The sequence below is a fragment of the Streptomyces sp. NPDC030296 genome (assembly GCF_055572815.1).
Genome location: NZ_JBVICQ010000002.1, coordinates 256,509 through 272,055, shown reverse-complemented (window position 1 = coordinate 272,055; position 15,547 = coordinate 256,509). Strand labels below are relative to the sequence as shown.

Here is a 15,547-nt window from a genome sequence, read left to right as displayed (position 1 = left end):
AACGGTTGACGGCGGACCATGACGGGAGTTTGGTATACCAAAGCTCCCGCGCGCGGTCCGCTCCGTCCCCGTCTCCTCCTCTCGCTCCCGGAGGCCCCGTGTCCCTCGCCGATCCCGCCGAAGCAACCGGCACCACCGCGTTCGTGCCCGACCCCCGCCTCACCAACGAAGACCTCGCCCCCGCCGACAGGCGCAACTGGAAGGTCTTCGACCTCTTCGCCCTGTGGATGTCCGACGTCCACAATCTCGGCAACTACACGTTCGCCGCCGGACTGCTCGTCCTCGGCATGAACGTCTGGCAGGTCTTCACGTCGCTGCTCGTCGGCTTCGTGATCATCTACATCGGCATGAACTGGATGGGGAAGATCGGCCAGCGTCACGGTGTGCCGTTCCCCGTCGTCAGCCGTATCAGCTTCGGTGTCTGGGGCGCCAACATCCCGGCCGTCATCCGGGCAGTGATCGCCATCATGTGGTACGGCATCCAGACCTATCTCGCGTCCGTCGCCGTCAACATCATGCTGCTGGCCGCCTGGCCGGGCCTGGAGTCCTGGACCCACGGCTCGTTCCTCGGCCTGCACCAGCTCGGCTGGATCACCTTCGTCGCCCTCTGGCTCGTCCAGGCGGTGATCATCAGCCAGGGCATGGAGTCGGTGCGGAAGTTCCAGGACTTCTGCGGCCCGGCGATCTGGCTGGTCATGATCGCGCTCGCGGTGTGGATCCTCGCCAAGGCCGACTGGACCATCTCCCTCACCTCCACGCCGCACCCGGTCTCCGTCGGTGAGCAGTGGCGGCAGTGGTTCGGCGCGATCGGCCTGGTCCTCGCCACCTACGGCACGCTGATGCTCAACTTCTGCGACTTCTCCCGCTTCGCCCCCGACTACCGGACCGTCAAGCGCGGCAACTTCTGGGGTCTTCCGGTCAACTCCACCGCCTTCGTGGTGGTGTCGGTCATCGTCACCGCCGGTTCCATCGAGGTGTTCGGCAAGGCGATCACCGACCCCGCCTACCTCGTCGCGGAGATCGGCAACACCTGGATCCTCGTGCTGGGCGCCCTGACCTTCGCCATCGCCACCATGGGCGTCAACATCGTCGCGAACTTCGTCTCCCCGGCGTACGACCTCGCCAACGTCTGGCCGCAGAAGATCAGCTTCAAGGTGGGCGGCATGATCAGCACGGTCGCGGCGCTCGTCGTGACCCCGTGGAACCTCTTCTCCAACCCGACCGTCGTCAACTACTTCCTCGGCGGTCTCGGCGCGTTCCTCGGCCCGCTGTTCGGTGTGATCATGCTGGACTACTTCTGGGTCAAGCGCGGACGCATCGACGTCGACGAACTGTTCAACGCGCAGCCCGGCTCCCGGTACTACTACCGCAAGGGCGTCAACCCCAAGGCCCTGTGGGCGTTCCTCCCCGCGGCCGCCGTCTCCGCCGTCCTCGCGCTGGTGAAGGACTTCAGCGCGGTCGCCCCGTACTCCTGGTTCATCGGAACGGCGCTGGCCGCCGGGCTGTACGCGGTGCTGTGCCGCGACGAGCGTGCCGCGAAGGGGGGAGCGGAGACCGAGCCCACCGTCACCGTGGAGGTCTGAGAAACGTGCGGATCGTCGTCACCAACTGCAACACCACGCGGGAGATGACCGAGGAGATCGTGCGAGGTGCCCGGGCCGCGGCCGGCCCGCGCACCACCGTGACCGGGCTGACCCCGGCGTGGGGGCCCGAGTCCGCGGAGGGCTGGCTCGACAGCTATCTGTCGGCCGCGGCCGTGCTCGACACCCTGCGCACGTACGACGAGCCCTACGACGCCGTGGTCATGGCCGGGTTCGGTGAACACGGACGCGAAGGGGCGCGGGAACTTCTGGACGTGCCCGTCGTCGACATCACCGAGGCCGCCGCGCACCTGGCGTGTCTGCTCGGGCGGCGGTACGGGGTGGTCACCACGCTGGAACGGTCGTGCGGGCAGATCGAGGACAGCCTGGAGACGGCCGGGGTGGGGCGCAACTGCGCGGGCGTGGTCGGGACCGGGCTGGGCGTCCTCGACCTGCACGACACCGACCGCACGCTGCGGGCCTTCGTCGACGCGGCACGGCGGGTCCGGGACGCCGGTGCGGAGGTGCTGGTCCTGGGGTGCGCCGGCATGACCGGGTTGCAGCAGGTGGTGGCGGAGAAGGTGGGCGTCCCCGTGGTGGACGGGGTGGGGGCGGCCGTGAAGCTGGCGGAGGCGTTGGTGGGGCTGGGGCTGGAGACCAGCCGGGCGGGGACGTACGCGAAGCCGCCGGCCAAGCAGCGAGTGTGGGGGAGGGGCGGCGGGGCGTCGGCGTGAAGGGCACGCCGGGGTCGGTCCCCGCGGCTGCCCCGTCGTACGTCGGTCGGTCGTCCTGACCTTGCCGTACGCCGGTCGGGTCGTCCTGGCCCTGCCGTGGACCGGGTCGTCGTCCTGGCCTTGCCGTCACCCCCTCCGGTTCGGCTACGACTCCGGCACCACCGCGGTAGCCGTGATCTCCACCAACTGGCCGGTGTAGCCCAGGCAGGCCACGCCGAGGAGGGTCGACGAATGGGGGCCGGTGCTGAGACCGGAGGCCTCGACGACGTCCCAGACCGAGGAGAGGACCCGGGGCTCGCTGCTCACCACATAGACGTCGGTCGCCACGACATGGGCGAAGTCGCTGCCCACCGCGCGCAGTTGTTCCCCGAGATTCGCCAGCACCTGCTGCGCCTGCCGTACCGGATCCCCCTCACCCACCAGCTTCCCTTCGGCGTCCAGCGGAACGGAGCCGGCGAGGAACGCGAGCCGCGCACCGGCCTCGACGACCGAGGCGTGCGAGTAGACCGGCGGCTGGAAGAGGCTGGGGACGGTGACGCGTTCGATCATGAAGGGCTCCGGTGCGTTGGTGGGAGTGCTGGGGCAACCTGTCGATGATGCGAAGTACGGGACGGGAACGCATCCGAAATTCCGGCCGTCACCACACCGCGCCGCCTCCCAAGCCCCGCGTGCCGAGCCCTTGTCGAAATTCGCTCGACATCTCGGCGCAGGGCACCCCATGCTCCGTCCATGTCCGTACGCCTGCGCGCGAAGCCCTTGGGGCGCTTCACGGCGGCTGACTCCTAGCGGGCCGAGCCGGAGATTCCGGCGAGCCCCGGAGGTCAGCCATGTCACGCACCGTGCACCACACCCGCAGCCGGCACCGGAGTATCCCGGCGTACTGGGCGGCCGGGCTGCCGGCCCCCTGGACCGCGCACACCCTCACCGAACTCCGCTACAGCGGTGCCGAACTGAGCAGCGCGCGCCGGGAGGGCCGCCGCCCCCGGCCGACCCGAGTCGTCCGTACGTTCACGTCCTACCGGTACGCCCGGGCCGTGAACCAATGCTTCTGGAACCCCTACGAATCCCAGGCCCGGGCCGCCCTGCGCACCTTCCGCACCACGGCCCGCAAACACCTGCGCGCGGCCCCGCCCGGCGACCTCGTCACCGCGGCCGAAACCCTCGACCATCCCCCGACCCGCCACCGCCACCGCAACCTCTGGGAAGCGTGACACGGGAGAGGCGATATGCCCGGGAGGAATATCCCTTCGAAGAAGCCCCTACCCGGCTGCTACCTTCCAGGCGTGGCGAAACTCAATCAGATCATCGCAGTCGAGAAGGGCGTCAAGGCCAAGTCCCAGCAGGACCTGACGGCCGCTCATCACGGGCTGCAGAAGCCTGCCCTGCTGGCCGGAATCGCGCGTACGTATCAGCCGAAGGACGAGGAGGGCGAGCAGTTGCCGCCCGAGTCGACCCGGGTGCAGGTGCGGGCGGAGGACGTGCTGCGGGACACGGCGGGGATCCTCACGCGACTGTTCGACGTGACCGCCACGAAGGACTGGGCCAACTGCACGGCACGGGCGGACGTGACGGTCGACGGGCGGGTGCTCGTCGCCGAGGTGCCGGTGGCCTATCTGCTCTTCCTGGAGAAGCAGCTCGGCGAGATCAACGCGCTCGTGCGGAAGCTGCCCGTGCTCGACGCCTCCGAGGCGTGGGTGCAGGACCCCTCCACCGACGCCTGGAAGACCGAGCCCGTGCGGACGGTGCGGACCAAGAAGGTGCCCCGCAACCATGTGAAGGCCGAGGCGACCGACAAGCACCCCGCACAGGTCGAGGTGTACTACGAGGACATACCCGTCGGGTACTGGACCACCGTGAAGTTCTCCGGTGCGCTGCCCGCCCGCCGGGTCCGGGAGATCCTCGACCGCGTCGAGAAGCTGCAGCAGGCCGTGAAGTTCGCGCGCGAGGAGGCGAACGGTGTGGACGTCGTCGACCAGCGGGTCGGTGACGCGGTGTTCGGCTACCTGTTCGGGTAGCCTCACAGACTCCCCGCCCGATGTTTCGGGCGGGGTGCGCGAGGAGCGCAAAGCTGAAGCTGAGGCTTGTCGTGACGGAGCGGACCGTACCCGCCGAAGATTTCAGGGACGGGCCGCGTTCAATCTCAGACTATTGCTCCAGACTCAGTATTCGCCGCCGATCGCCCCAACGACCGGACCCAGGCCCCGGGACGTCGAAATGCCGGTTCAAGTCCGGCCCGCACAGCTCGATGTGCGGTGGTCCAAAGGCAGGACGCGACGACATGACGACTGACCTGGGTTCTCAACCGTCGCGGCGTGCCACATGGGCGGCATCACAGGGCCCGGGGGCCGGCTACGCCCCCGGGCCCGCTTCCTTTCCCGCGGGTTTCCGGCGAGTTCCCGCTGGTTCCCGCACGCGTTCGGCGCGGATCCGTGTACGCGCCATGCGAGTCGCGCGGCAATTGCGTTCATAAAGAACATGGCCTTTCCAAGTATCGTCACATCGCGGTAATACGAGCGTTCCACAACCTCCTGATCCGGGACCTACCGTGGACACCACGGCCGAACGGCACCACCCCGTCCATCGGCCCCACCGGCACCACGCCCCACCCGCGCCCCGGCCACCGTCGCCCGAAGGCACACCTCCGCCTCCCCCGACGACAGGAGCCCCGTGTCCCGCCCCGCACTCCGCACCGCCCTGCCGCCCTGGCTCGCTCATGCCCTGCGTGCGCAAAGGGGGCCGGTGCCCTGGAACGCGGTGGTGCGCGGAGCACTCGCCGGAGGACCGCTGCTCACCCTCGCCCTGCTCGCCGGACACCCCACCCTCGGCGTCGTCGCGGCGCTCGGCGCCATGCTCGCCGGGATCAACGACCGGCCCGGCAGCCGCCGGGTCTCGGTGCGGCGCCTCGGCGTGCCCGCCCTCGCGGGCGCCCTGGGACTGCTCATCGGGACGTACGCCGGGCAGTACGCCTCCGCGTACGCGGACCGCCACGCCTCCGGCGGCCCCGGACAGTACGCCGGTGCCGTGGCCCTCACCCTGCTGTTCACCTCACTCGGACTGCTCGCCGGCGGCATGAGCGCCGTCGGGCCCGTCGCCTCCGGTGCCGGCACCCAACTGCTCGTCGCCACCGCCATCGGGGCCGGCATGCCCTTGCCGGAGCCGGGGTGGGAGCGGGCGCTCGGCTATCTCGCCGGGGCCGGATGGCTGCTCGCCCTGCGCCTCGTCCTGCCCACCCCCAGCGCGCTGACCGGCGGCGACTACCGGTTCGACGGGGAACGGGCCGCCGTGGCCGCCGTGTACGACGCGATCGCCGCACTGCTCGACGCTGTCGGTACCCCGGACGCGACCGCCCGCCGCGTCGCCCTCACCGCCGCTCTCGACCACGCCCAGGACGCGCTCACCGGACCCCGGCTGCGGCGGTACGCCAGCTCGTCGACCGAACGGCGGCTGCACGCCCAGTACACGGCCGCCCTGCCGCTCGCCGAGGCCGCGACCGCGCTCGCATGGACCGGCGACCACGTCGACGACCGGGCCTCCGCGGGACCCCGGCGCCTCGCCGAGGCCGTACGCGGCAACACCGCTACCGGGCCGCTGCCCGCGCCCGCCCGCTCCGCGCCCGCGCTGCGCGCCCTGGACGACGCCCTCCTGCACGCCGCCGAAGCCTTCGACCGGGGCGACGCGCGCACCCTGCCCACCCGGAGCCGTACCGTCGGATCCCTCCTCCGGCTCGCGCTCGGGACCGGTGGACGCGAGTACGGGCTCCGCGTCGCCCTCTCCTTCGGCGCCAGCGCGGCCGTGGCGCAGGCACTGCACCACGAGCACTGGTACTGGCTGCCCGCGACCGCCGTGTTCCTGGTCAAGCCCGACCTCGGGCCGCTCGTGTCCCGGGTGCTGTGCCGGGCCGCGGGAACCGTCCTGGGCGCCGTGCTCTTCGCCGGCTGCGCCGCCGTGCTGCCCCGGCCGGAGGGCCTCGTCGTCCTCGTCGCGGTCAGCGGCGCGCTCATCCCCGTCGCCACCCGGCACTTCGCCGCCCAGACCGCCGTCGTCACCGTGCTCGTCCTCGCCCTCGTCATGGTCGGCGGCGAACCCCAGGCCTCCTGGAGCCGAATCGGGGAGACGCTGCTGGCCTGCGCCATCGTCCTGATCGTCGGCCATCTGCCCATACCGAAGGGCCAGCGCGGCGGAGGCGTCCGCGCCCGCCTCGACGAAGCGGCCGCGGCCGCCCACCTCTACCTCGCCCATGTGCTGGAGTCCGACGACCGCGCCGCCCGCTGGACCCTGCGCCGCGAGGCCTACCGCACCCTCGCCGGCGCACGAACCGCGATCACCCTCGCCGGAGCCGAACACCCCGCCCTCGCCCGGCACAGCGAGGGCACCGACGAGATCGCCGCCGTCCTCGAACAGCTCGTCGACACCACCACCGCCTGCGCGGTCCACCTCGACGACACCGGACGACTCGGCCGCCACCACACCGAGCAGCTCACCGCCCTCCTCGACCAGCTCGCCCGCCATCAGCGGCACACCGGCATCAGCCTCCCGGATGTACCGGACGTGCCGGACCTGCTGGAAACACCGGGTGGGGCCGGGGTCGGCGGGGCGGAAGGGCGTAGGGGCGTACGGCCTCGGCTCACCGCTTGAGCCGGTGCTCCCACCCGCCGGACACCGACCCTTCCGGGCCCGCCCGCGTCGTACCGTGACCGCATGACGCCGCCTCCGCCCCCGTCGCCCTCTCCCTCACCTGCTCCCTCGCCGTCCTCCTCGCCCGCCGATCTCGTCATCACCGGCTGCACCGCCCTCGTCCACGACGAGCACGAGGGCATCGCCTTCGTCGAGGACGCCGCGATCGTCGTGCGGGACGGGGCGATCGAGAGCATCGGGCCGCAGTCCGAGACGGCCGTCGTCGCCACGGCCGAACGCATCGACGCCCGGGGCCAGGTCGCGATGCCCGGGCTGATCAACTGTCATACGCACACACCGATGGTCGCGCTGCGCGGTTTCGCCGAGGACATGCCGGCCGAGGAGTGGTTCAACGACGTCATCTGGCCCGTCGAGTCCAATCTGACGGCCCGGGACGTGGAGTTGGGGGCGCGGCTGGCCTGCGCGGAGATGATCCGGGGCGGCGTGACCTGCTTCGCCGACCACTACTTCTCGATGGACACGGTCGCCGGTGTCGTCGCCGAGACCGGTCTGCGCGCCCATCTGGGGGAGGCGTTCTTCTCCTCGCTCGGCGTCGAAGGGCGGGAGCGGTCGCTGGAGTTCGCACTACGGCACCGGGGCGCGGCAGATGGTCGTATCACCACCGCGCTCGCCCCGCACGCCCCCTACACCGTCGACGACGCCGACCTCGCCGCCACCGCCGAGCTGGCCCGTGCGCACGGCCTCCCGGTCCATCTGCACGCCGCGGAGAGCCGCGCCCAGACCGACAACAGCCTCGCCCGGCACGGCGTCACGCCCATCGAGGTCCTGGAGCGCACCGGGCTCCTCGGCCTCGACGCGGGCGTGCTGATCGCGCACGGCACCGGCATCGTCGCGCGAGACCTGCCGGTGCTGGAGCGGGCGACCGGGCCGGTGGCCGTCGCGACCGCGCCTCGCGGCTACCTCAAGTTCGCCTGGCCGACCACCCCGGTACGGGAGCTGCGGCGTATCGGCGTCCCCGTGGGGCTCGCCACGGACAGCGCCGCCTCCAACAACTCCCTCGACGTATGGGAGTCCATGGCGCTGACCGCGCTCGTGCAGAAGTCGACGGAGGGCGATCCTCGCTGGCTGACCGCCCGGCAGGCGCTGCACCACGCCACGCTGCAGAGCGCTCGGGCCGTCGGGCTGGGGGAGCGGATCGGCAGCCTGGCACCCGGCCGGCGCGCCGACATCGTCCTCGTCGACCTCACGGGCCCGCACACCCGGCCCGTGCACGACCTCGCCGCCACCCTCGTGCACAGCGCCCGCTCCGCCGACGTCCGCACCACCGTCGTCGACGGGCGCGTCCTGATGCGGGACCGTGAGCTGCTCACCGTGGACGTGGCGGCGACCGTGCGCGAACTGGAGGACCGGCTGACCGCCCTCACCGACCGCAGCCACGGCGGGCGCATCCAGGACTACGACGCGCCTCCCGCGTGAGCGTCCGCACGAATCCCCGGAAAGGCCGCATGAGGTGGGCCTGTTCCGGTACCCGGCGTACGCGTTGACCATGAGTGAGCCGCCACCCACGCACCGTGAGAGGAGTAGCCGTCACGACGCGTATGGGAGATGGTACGGAGAGTCACCGAAAGGTGTGGTTTCTGCGAGGTATCTCTCGCTCCGGCGTTGACCGCGTGTCAACTACGTCTCAGTAGCGTCACTGGAAGAGTCGTTCAGGCCATGGTTGGCGTTTAACTCTACGAGGACAGCGCTACACGGAGGTGCAAGGTGGACATGCGAACGGTGCTGGGACGCTTTCCCGCCGGTGGGCCGCGAGGCTCGTGGCCGGCGGAGGAGCTGGCGCACGCTGCCCGCGAGGAAGGGCAGCAGGCGGAAGTCGTGATGGACATAGCGACGGACATGTTCCTGGTCATCGTGCGCGGTGCCGACACCGCCGCGGCCGCCCCCGCCTGAGTCGTACCGACAGGGGCGTACCGCCGAGTCGTCAAGCCCGCGTCGTACGGCCCGAGTCGTACCGCCTGCGTCACCCCGCCTTCGGAGCGGGCACCTTCGCCGTCGGGACCTCGACCGCGAACTGCTCCGCCTGGAGGGCGTACAGCTCCGCGTACACCCCGCCCCTGGCCAGCAGCTCCTGCGGGGTGCCGGACTCCACGAGTCGGCCCTGGTCGAGGACGTGCACCAGGTCGGCGTGGCGGACGGACGCCAGCCGGTGCGTGATGAGGACGACGGTCTGCCCGGTCCCGGCCAGGGCGCGGATCTTCTCGAAGACCTCCAGCTCGGCCCGAGCGTCCAGGGCGGCGGTCGGTTCGTCCACGATGAGGATGCGCCCCCGCCGGTACGCGGCCCGCGCGATCCCGAGGCGCTGCCACTGGCCGCCCGACAGCTCGTGTCCGCCGCTGAACCCGCGCGCCAGCAGGGTGTCGAGGCCGCGGGGGAGGTCTTCCACCACGTCCTGCGCCCCTGCCTCGGCGACCGACGCGGCGAGCCGTTCCTCCGTGAGGGGTGCGGAGGGGCGGCCGATCGCCATGTTGACGCGGGCGGTGAACGGCCACCGCTTGAAGTCCTGCGCGACCATCGCGATGCGCTCGGCGAGCTGGTGCCGGTCGGCGGACGCCGCGTCCACACCGTCCCACAGGATCTTGCCCCGGTCGGGGGTGTACAGCCCGGCCAGCAGCTTGACCAGTGTCGTCTTCCCCGAACCGTTCTCGCCGACGAGTGCCACGATCTTGCCGAGCGGCACGGTCAGCGTCACGTCGTCGAGCGCGGGCCGGGTGGACTTCCCCGGATAGGTGAACGTCACGTTCTCCACGCGGATCTCGTGCGGGTCCTCGGGCAGCGGGTCGCCCCCCACCGGGATCGCGCGCTTGGCGGCCTCGACGTACAGGCGTTCCATGTCGCCGACGAAGAGGGCCTCCTCGTGCAGGGAGTTCACCTCCAGGACGAGCGTGTCGAGGCTGGCGGATCCGGTGCGGATCGCGATGACCGCCGTACCGGCCACGGACAGCGCCATCGCCCCGCCGAGCAGCAGACCGCCCAGCGTCGCGTACGTCGCCACGGTGGCCAGCCCGGTCCACACGGCCGCGTACAGCCCCGTCCGGGCCGCGAGCCGGGCCAGGCGCGCCTGCTCGGCCTCTGCGGTCTCCGACATGGAACGGAAGTGACGCAGCAGGAACGGGCCCACGCCGTGCACGCGGATCTCCGGGGCGGCCTCCGGCTCGATCAGCAGGGAGCCGATCAGATAGCCCGCGCGCGCGTGCTGCACCCAGGCGTGGAACGAGGCGTAGCGGCGGCGGGCGATCGTCAGGGCGCTCCACGCGCTCGGCAGCGTCATCGTCACGAGCAGCGGCAGCAGGGCCGGATGCAGCACGGTCAGCACACCGGCCGCGGCGGTCAGGGAGATCAGCGCGTTCACCACGCGCGCGGAGTAGCTGATCATGCGGCGGGCCGACTGGGCGCCGTACTTGGCGGTGTCGAGCAGTTTGTGGAAGCCGTCGTCCTCGATCGCGGACAGCTCCACGGCCGCCGCCCGCTCCAGATACAGCTCTGTCGCGACCCGCTCCACCTTGGGTTCCAGACGGCCCGTGGCGTAGGTCGAGGCGGCCCGCAGCAGGGTGGCCACGAGGGTGACCGCGGCGATGGTGATGAGAGCGGGAGCGGCTCCCCGTAACCGCTCCTCGACCGTGCCGTCCGCCATCAGCCGTGCGAGGACGGTGTTCACCGCGAGAAGGCTCACCGCCTGGGCGAGGCCGCGGCCCGTCTCGGCGGCCAGCACGGTACGGGCGGCGCGTCGGTCCGCGCGCCAGGCCAGCCGGAAACTCGACGCCAGCAGCGACGGCAGCCGACGCACCATCCCGCGGAAGTTCAGCTCCAGGAACGCGTCCGCGTGCTGCGACCAGCCCATGTCGTAGCGCAGCGGCCCCCCGAACAGCAGCTGCTCCGACTCCGACGTCTCCGGCTTCACCCTGTCCCGCGCCTTCCGCACCCGCGCCCTCCCCGGAGTCGTCGCCGACGGCCACTATGGCCCCCAGCCCCGCCCCGAACCAGGGCGCACGGGAGCGTCCCTTGGTCCCCCCGGAGCATGCAGGGCGCTCGGAGTCAGAAGAGAGTGCGCCGCCAGAGATCGAGGGCCGAAGGCCCTCCAGGGGCGCGGGGAACCTGCGCGACCAGTCCCACCGCACCCGCACCCGCCCGCGAACCGGCACACCCCCACCCGGAAGGCGCACGTGGCAACCGGAAGGGGTGCCTTCAGGCCGTCATGGTCCGCGACCACGCCGGCGTCGTCCCCGTCACCCGGCACACCGCCAGGTACAGAGGTATCGGCGGGGTATAGGGAATCGTCCCCTCCGGCCGGTGGATCAGTGCGGCCGAACCGTCGGAGACCAACGCTCCGGTGGTGTACCGCGCCGGCTCCGGCCACTCCAGCGCATAGTCGGAGTCGGCCGGAACGAGCCACCACCAGTGGTCCCGGTCGGCGTAGACGCAGCCGACGCGGGGCAGCCGGGGCAGCACCAGCGGGCCGATGTCCGCCGGGACGGCGACGGCGTCGCATCCCATGGGCGTGGTCATGCCCTCGGGCAACGGGATGGGGCGGGGCGTCGCGACGGGCCGCTGGGCGCGGCGCAGGCGGGTCAGGGTGTCGAGGCTCACCACGCGGGCCACTCTGCCCCCACCGGCGGCACCGGTGGGGCCGATCGACGCGCTCACACCCATTCGGCCCCCGTCCTGCCCCATTCGGCCCCCGTCCTGCCTCGTTCGGGCATCGAACTGCCCCTTTCGGGCATCGAACGGTCCTCGATCCGCGGCTCCGCGCGGTGGCAGGCGTCCGCCTCGCCGCCGCGGTCGTCGTTCGGCGGCTTCTTCGCGCCCCAGCCCAGGTCGGAGCGGGCCGCGGTGGCCACGTCCAGCACGCCACGGGGGACGTCGGCCCACACCAGCAGGCCCATGCCGGCGGGCTGGGCGCCCCATGAACGGCAGAGGGACTCGATGAGCAGCAGCCCCCGGCCGTGTTCCTCCTCGGGCCGCTGCGGCGAGGGATGCGGCTCGCCGGGAGCACAGCCCTCGTCGCGTACCGCTATCCGCACCAGGTCGTCGCCGTCCTGCAGCTCGCAGACGATCTGGGCGCTCGCGGTGTGCACGATCGCGTTGGTCACCAGCTCGGACACGACCAGGGCCGCCGTGTCGCAGGTGTCCTCGCACAGGGCCCAGCCGGTGAGCTGGGTACGTGTCACGCGCCGGGCCTGTGCCACAGCACCCGGGTGCGCGGCCAGCTCGAAGCGAAACCGGCGGTCGACGGTGGTATCGGGGCGCGCCCCGGAGGCCGGACCGGGACCGGGGCGGTCACCGGCGGCGTCTGTTCCTAACGGCGCAGGGGGCGGAATCACGCTTGCCACTATCGCCGCGCCATGAACACTTGGCAAGTGTCACTCTGAAAATTGCAGAGTGCCGTATGACTCTCTGAACGGTCATGGCACACTGCACGCAACAGCACGTGTAGCGGCGCCAGTTGGAAATCCCTCGCACAACGTTCACATGTACGCACAGTGTCCGTATGTATGCGGAAACGCATGTGAGCCGCGGACTTCCGTATGGCGCCGCCGAGCTGTGGGGACCAGGTGTACGGGGTTCGTGTCGGGCTTTTCACGGTCGGATGGAGTTGCGAGATGAGCGAGCCGCGGTCCGCGCCGACGGTCGGCCAGGTGGTGCTCGGTCGGCGTCTGCTGGATCTGCGCGAGCGCGCGGGCATCCGGCGGGAGGACGCCGCGCGCATCCTGCACGTCGCGCCGGCCACGGTCCGCCGTATGGAGACCGCCGAGGTCGCCCTCAAGATCCCCTACCTCCAGCTCCTGCTGAAGGCGTACGGCGTCGGCGACGAGGAGGCCGAGACCTTCGTCCGGCTCGCGGAGGAGGCCAACAAACCCGGCTGGTGGCAGCGGTTCCACGACATCCTGCCGAACTGGTTCTCCATGTACGTCAGCCTGGAGGGCGCGGCCGCCCTCATCCGCAGCTACGACCCGCACTTCGTACCCGGCCTGCTGCAGACCGAGTGCTACGCGCGCTCGGTGATGGGCTCGGGCGCCATCGGCCAGACCAGACCCGACGACATCGAACGGCATGTGGCCCTGCGCATGCAGCGGCAGGAACTGCTCACCCGCAAGGACGCCCCCCGGCTGTGGTTCGTCATGGACGAGACCGCCCTGCGCCGTCCCGTCGGCGGACCGGACGTCATGCGCGCCCAACTCGACCGACTGCTGGAGGTCATGGAGCTGGCCCATGTGACGGTGCAGGTCACCACCTTCGACACAGGACCCCATCCCGGCACGTACGGGCCGTTCGTCCTGTTCCGTTTCGCCATGCCCGAACTCCCGGACATGGTCTACAGCGAGTACCTGACCGGCGCCGTCTACCTGGACGACCGCTCCGAGGTGGCGACCCACCTCGAGGTCATGGACCGCATGGCGGCGCAGGCCGCCACGGCACAACGCACGAAGGAGATCCTCCGGGATCTCCGCAAGGAGCTCTGAAGACACCGAATGGATCGCATCAAGCCGCAGTCGCGCACGCACTCGCAGTCGCACATCCGTGTCTACAACGGAATGCCCGCCCGCGAGCTGGGCAGCGAAGGCTGGCACAAGCCCTGGAGTGGCGGCAACGGCGGCAACTGCCTGGAGGCGATGAAGCTCGCCGACGGCCGTATCGCCGTCCGGCAGTCCACCGACCCCGACGGGCCGGCCCTCATCTACACGCCCGACGAGATGAACGCCTTCATCCAGGGGGCCAAGGCGGGGGTGGCCGACTTCCTGCTCTCCTGACTTGTTGCGCACTCCCTGTTGTTCAGCCGATACCCCTATGTTGGCCCTGAATTGATCATTGACTGCTGCGGAACCTTATGGAGTTCGTCATGAGCGGGCGGCCCCCCGTCGAGATCGACACGAGCAGACCCCACCCCGCGCGGATGTACGACTGGTACCTCGGAGGCAAGGACAACTACCCGGTGGACGAGGCGATGGGCCGGCAGATGCTGGCCCTCGACCCTCGTGTGCCGGTGATGGCACGCGTCAACCGTGCCTTCATGCACCGTTCCACACGGTGGCTGGCCCGCAACGGCGTACGGCAGTTCCTCGACATCGGCACCGGGATCCCCACCGAGCCGAACCTCCACCAGATCGCCCAGGAGGTCGCCCCCGACGCGAGGGTCGTCTACTGCGACAACGATCCCATCGTGCTGGCGCACGCGGCGGCCCTGCTGCGCGGCACCCCTGAGGGGCGGACCGAGTACCTCCAGGCCGATGTACGGGACCCGGTCGCCGTCATGGAGGGCGCCGGGAAGGTGCTGGACTTCAGCCGGCCCGTCGCGCTCTCCCTGATCGCGCTGCTGCACTTCGTCTCCGACGAGGACGGCGCGCACGACCTGGTCCGGCGGCTGACGGCCGAGCTGCCCTCCGGCAGCTATCTGGTCGTCACGCACGCGACCGCCGACTTCACCCCGGAGGAGTCGAAGGCGGCCACGGAGAAGCTCAAGGCCGCGGGGGTCACCCTGGCCCTGCGCTCCCGCGAGGAGTTCACCCGCTTCTTCGACGGCTTCGACCTGGTCGACCCCGGCGTGGAGGTCCCGCACCACTGGCACCCCGAGCTGGGCGAGCCGGTACCCGGCCAGGACGACGGGGTCATTCCCGGGTACGGGGCGGTGGCACGCAAGGTCTGAGGCGAGCGGCTACAGGTACGACCAGATGCGGCGCGGCGCGTCCACGAGGCGGCTGAGGGTGACCACCGACAGCGGCGGCTTCTCGGTCGCCCGCTCCCGCTCCAGGTTCAGCCCGTAGTAGATCTGCTCGATCGACGGCGGCCCGACCGAGAGGTTGCGCCAGACCGCGCCCTCGGCACCGTCCTGCCCGGTCCTGACGAGATACGCCGCCGCCATCGTCCCCGTACGGCCGACGCCGGCGCCGCAGTGCACGAACACCGGCCCGGAGCTCCGGGAGACGGTGTCGAGCAGCCGCTGCACCTGCTCCGGGCTCGGCGTCTGCCCGTCCCGCATCTGAAGGCGTACGACGTCCAGTCCCGCCTCGCGCGGCTTGGCGAGCTGCGCCGCCGACAGGTTCTCGGCCCGCAGGTCGACGACCGTGGCGAAGCCGAGGTCGGAGAGGGCCCGGTAGCCGGCGGGGGAGGGGGCCGCCCCTCGCCACAGCTTGCCGGCCGTGCCGACGGGCTGGAAGTTGTGGATGCCCTGCACGGCACGGGTGCCGGATGGCGGCGCGGTCGACTCGCGCGCGACGTACGACACGGCCAGGATCCCGAGCGTGCCGGCGGCCCACAGGGCGAAGTAGCCGAGCAGGACGCCGACGACGATGTGCGCGAGCCGGCGGCGCAGCGAACGGGGGCGCGTGCCGGGGCGGACCGGAGCGGGGGACGCCGGACCGGGCTGTACGGATGACGGCGCGAGGCTGACAGACATGGGTGACCTGAGGGGCTGGGGGGCGGAGGGCGCGGAAAAGGGGCCTCCGGTGGAGGACCCGTTCGAAGCGTAACCCGGACTTATCGGGTGATCTGTTCTGATGTGCGCAAACTCACCTAATTCATGTATTTTGCAGTGATCTTGCGTCG

The 15,547-nt window shown here is 71.1% G+C and carries 15 protein-coding genes; 10 read left to right on the top strand and 5 right to left on the bottom strand.

From position 1 onward, the window contains the following. Positions 1-98: 98 nt before the first annotated feature. Positions 99-1,583 carry an NCS1 family nucleobase:cation symporter-1 gene (locus ACZ4Z3_RS05190; RefSeq protein WP_468499740.1) on the top strand — a complete coding sequence of 495 codons (1,485 nt, stop codon included), beginning with the start codon at positions 99-101 and terminating at the stop codon, positions 1,581-1,583. Between the two features lie 5 nt (positions 1,584-1,588). After that, positions 1,589-2,314 carry an aspartate/glutamate racemase family protein gene (locus ACZ4Z3_RS05185; protein WP_468499739.1) on the top strand — a complete coding sequence of 242 codons (726 nt, stop codon included), beginning with the start codon at positions 1,589-1,591 and terminating at the stop codon, positions 2,312-2,314. 144 nt (positions 2,315-2,458) lie between these two features. Here ACZ4Z3_RS05185 and ACZ4Z3_RS05180 read toward each other — a convergent pair whose 3' ends face one another. After that, a complete protein-coding gene (locus ACZ4Z3_RS05180; RefSeq protein ID WP_468499738.1) occupies positions 2,459-2,863 on the bottom strand; it encodes a RidA family protein in 405 nt (134 codons plus the stop codon). Between the two features lie 278 nt (positions 2,864-3,141). Between ACZ4Z3_RS05180 and ACZ4Z3_RS05175 the strand changes: the two genes are divergently transcribed. The 5 genes from ACZ4Z3_RS05175 (at position 3,142) to ACZ4Z3_RS05155 (ending at position 8,899) form a co-directional block, all read left to right on the top strand. Then, a complete protein-coding gene (locus ACZ4Z3_RS05175; RefSeq protein ID WP_468499737.1) occupies positions 3,142-3,525 on the top strand; it encodes a hypothetical protein in 384 nt (127 codons plus the stop codon). Between the two features lie 72 nt (positions 3,526-3,597). Beyond that, entirely contained in the window at positions 3,598-4,329 is a 732-nt protein-coding gene (locus ACZ4Z3_RS05170; RefSeq protein WP_468499736.1) for a DUF7873 family protein, read from the top strand. A gap of 652 nt (positions 4,330-4,981) precedes the next feature. Beyond that, positions 4,982-6,949: an FUSC family protein gene (locus ACZ4Z3_RS05165; RefSeq protein WP_468499735.1), complete on the top strand. Its 1,968-nt coding sequence runs from the start codon at positions 4,982-4,984 to the stop codon at positions 6,947-6,949. A 63-nt stretch (positions 6,950-7,012) separates the two neighbouring features. Then, a complete protein-coding gene (locus tag ACZ4Z3_RS05160; protein WP_468499734.1) occupies positions 7,013-8,425 on the top strand; it encodes an amidohydrolase in 1,413 nt (470 codons plus the stop codon). Positions 8,426-8,719: 294 nt separating this feature from the next. Then, a complete protein-coding gene (locus tag ACZ4Z3_RS05155; protein ID WP_359692496.1) occupies positions 8,720-8,899 on the top strand; it encodes a hypothetical protein in 180 nt (59 codons plus the stop codon). Positions 8,900-8,969: 70 nt separating this feature from the next. Here the strand turns inward: ACZ4Z3_RS05155 and ACZ4Z3_RS05150 are convergent, their stop codons facing one another. The 3 genes from ACZ4Z3_RS05150 to ACZ4Z3_RS05140 form a co-directional block, all read right to left on the bottom strand. Beyond that, positions 8,970-10,928: an ABC transporter ATP-binding protein gene (locus tag ACZ4Z3_RS05150; protein WP_468499733.1), complete on the bottom strand. Its 1,959-nt coding sequence runs from the start codon at positions 10,926-10,928 to the stop codon at positions 8,970-8,972. A gap of 263 nt (positions 10,929-11,191) precedes the next feature. Next, positions 11,192-11,656: a hypothetical protein gene (locus tag ACZ4Z3_RS05145; RefSeq protein ID WP_181361772.1), complete on the bottom strand. Its 465-nt coding sequence runs from the start codon at positions 11,654-11,656 to the stop codon at positions 11,192-11,194. Next, a complete protein-coding gene (locus ACZ4Z3_RS05140) occupies positions 11,647-12,363 on the bottom strand; it encodes an ATP-binding protein (protein WP_468499732.1) in 717 nt (238 codons plus the stop codon). Before ACZ4Z3_RS05140 ends, ACZ4Z3_RS05145 begins: the two co-directional genes overlap by 10 nt. Positions 12,364-12,606: 243 nt before the next feature. On the opposite strand from ACZ4Z3_RS05140, the gene ACZ4Z3_RS05135 reads away from it, so the two are divergent. The 3 genes from ACZ4Z3_RS05135 (at position 12,607) to ACZ4Z3_RS05125 (ending at position 14,648) form a co-directional block, all read left to right on the top strand. Next, positions 12,607-13,467: a helix-turn-helix domain-containing protein gene (locus ACZ4Z3_RS05135; RefSeq protein ID WP_468499731.1), complete on the top strand. Its 861-nt coding sequence runs from the start codon at positions 12,607-12,609 to the stop codon at positions 13,465-13,467. A gap of 9 nt (positions 13,468-13,476) precedes the next feature. Beyond that, entirely contained in the window at positions 13,477-13,755 is a 279-nt protein-coding gene (locus ACZ4Z3_RS05130) for a DUF397 domain-containing protein (protein ID WP_055715270.1), read from the top strand. An 89-nt stretch (positions 13,756-13,844) separates the two neighbouring features. Beyond that, a complete protein-coding gene (locus ACZ4Z3_RS05125; protein ID WP_468499730.1) occupies positions 13,845-14,648 on the top strand; it encodes an SAM-dependent methyltransferase in 804 nt (267 codons plus the stop codon). 9 nt (positions 14,649-14,657) lie between these two features. On the opposite strand, the gene ACZ4Z3_RS05120 is transcribed toward ACZ4Z3_RS05125, so the two are convergent. Then, positions 14,658-15,398, bottom strand: coding sequence for a protein-tyrosine phosphatase family protein (locus ACZ4Z3_RS05120; protein WP_468499729.1), 741 nt, complete (start codon positions 15,396-15,398; stop codon positions 14,658-14,660). Between the last annotated feature and the right edge of the window lie 149 nt (positions 15,399-15,547).

Coding starts and splice junctions, on each gene's coding strand:
- ACZ4Z3_RS05180 (WP_468499738.1), bottom strand. CDS start 2,863: ATGATCGAACGCGTCACCGTCCCCAGCCTCTTCCAGCCGCCGGTCTAC.
- ACZ4Z3_RS05175 (WP_468499737.1), top strand. CDS start 3,142: ATGTCACGCACCGTGCACCACACCCGCAGCCGGCACCGGAGTATCCCG.
- ACZ4Z3_RS05160 (WP_468499734.1), top strand. CDS start 7,013: ATGACGCCGCCTCCGCCCCCGTCGCCCTCTCCCTCACCTGCTCCCTCG.
- ACZ4Z3_RS05155 (WP_359692496.1), top strand. CDS start 8,720: ATGCGAACGGTGCTGGGACGCTTTCCCGCCGGTGGGCCGCGAGGCTCG.
- ACZ4Z3_RS05145 (WP_181361772.1), bottom strand. CDS start 11,656: ATGGGTGTGAGCGCGTCGATCGGCCCCACCGGTGCCGCCGGTGGGGGC.
- ACZ4Z3_RS05135 (WP_468499731.1), top strand. CDS start 12,607: ATGAGCGAGCCGCGGTCCGCGCCGACGGTCGGCCAGGTGGTGCTCGGT.
- ACZ4Z3_RS05130 (WP_055715270.1), top strand. CDS start 13,477: ATGGATCGCATCAAGCCGCAGTCGCGCACGCACTCGCAGTCGCACATC.
- ACZ4Z3_RS05125 (WP_468499730.1), top strand. CDS start 13,845: ATGAGCGGGCGGCCCCCCGTCGAGATCGACACGAGCAGACCCCACCCC.
- ACZ4Z3_RS05120 (WP_468499729.1), bottom strand. CDS start 15,398: ATGTCTGTCAGCCTCGCGCCGTCATCCGTACAGCCCGGTCCGGCGTCC.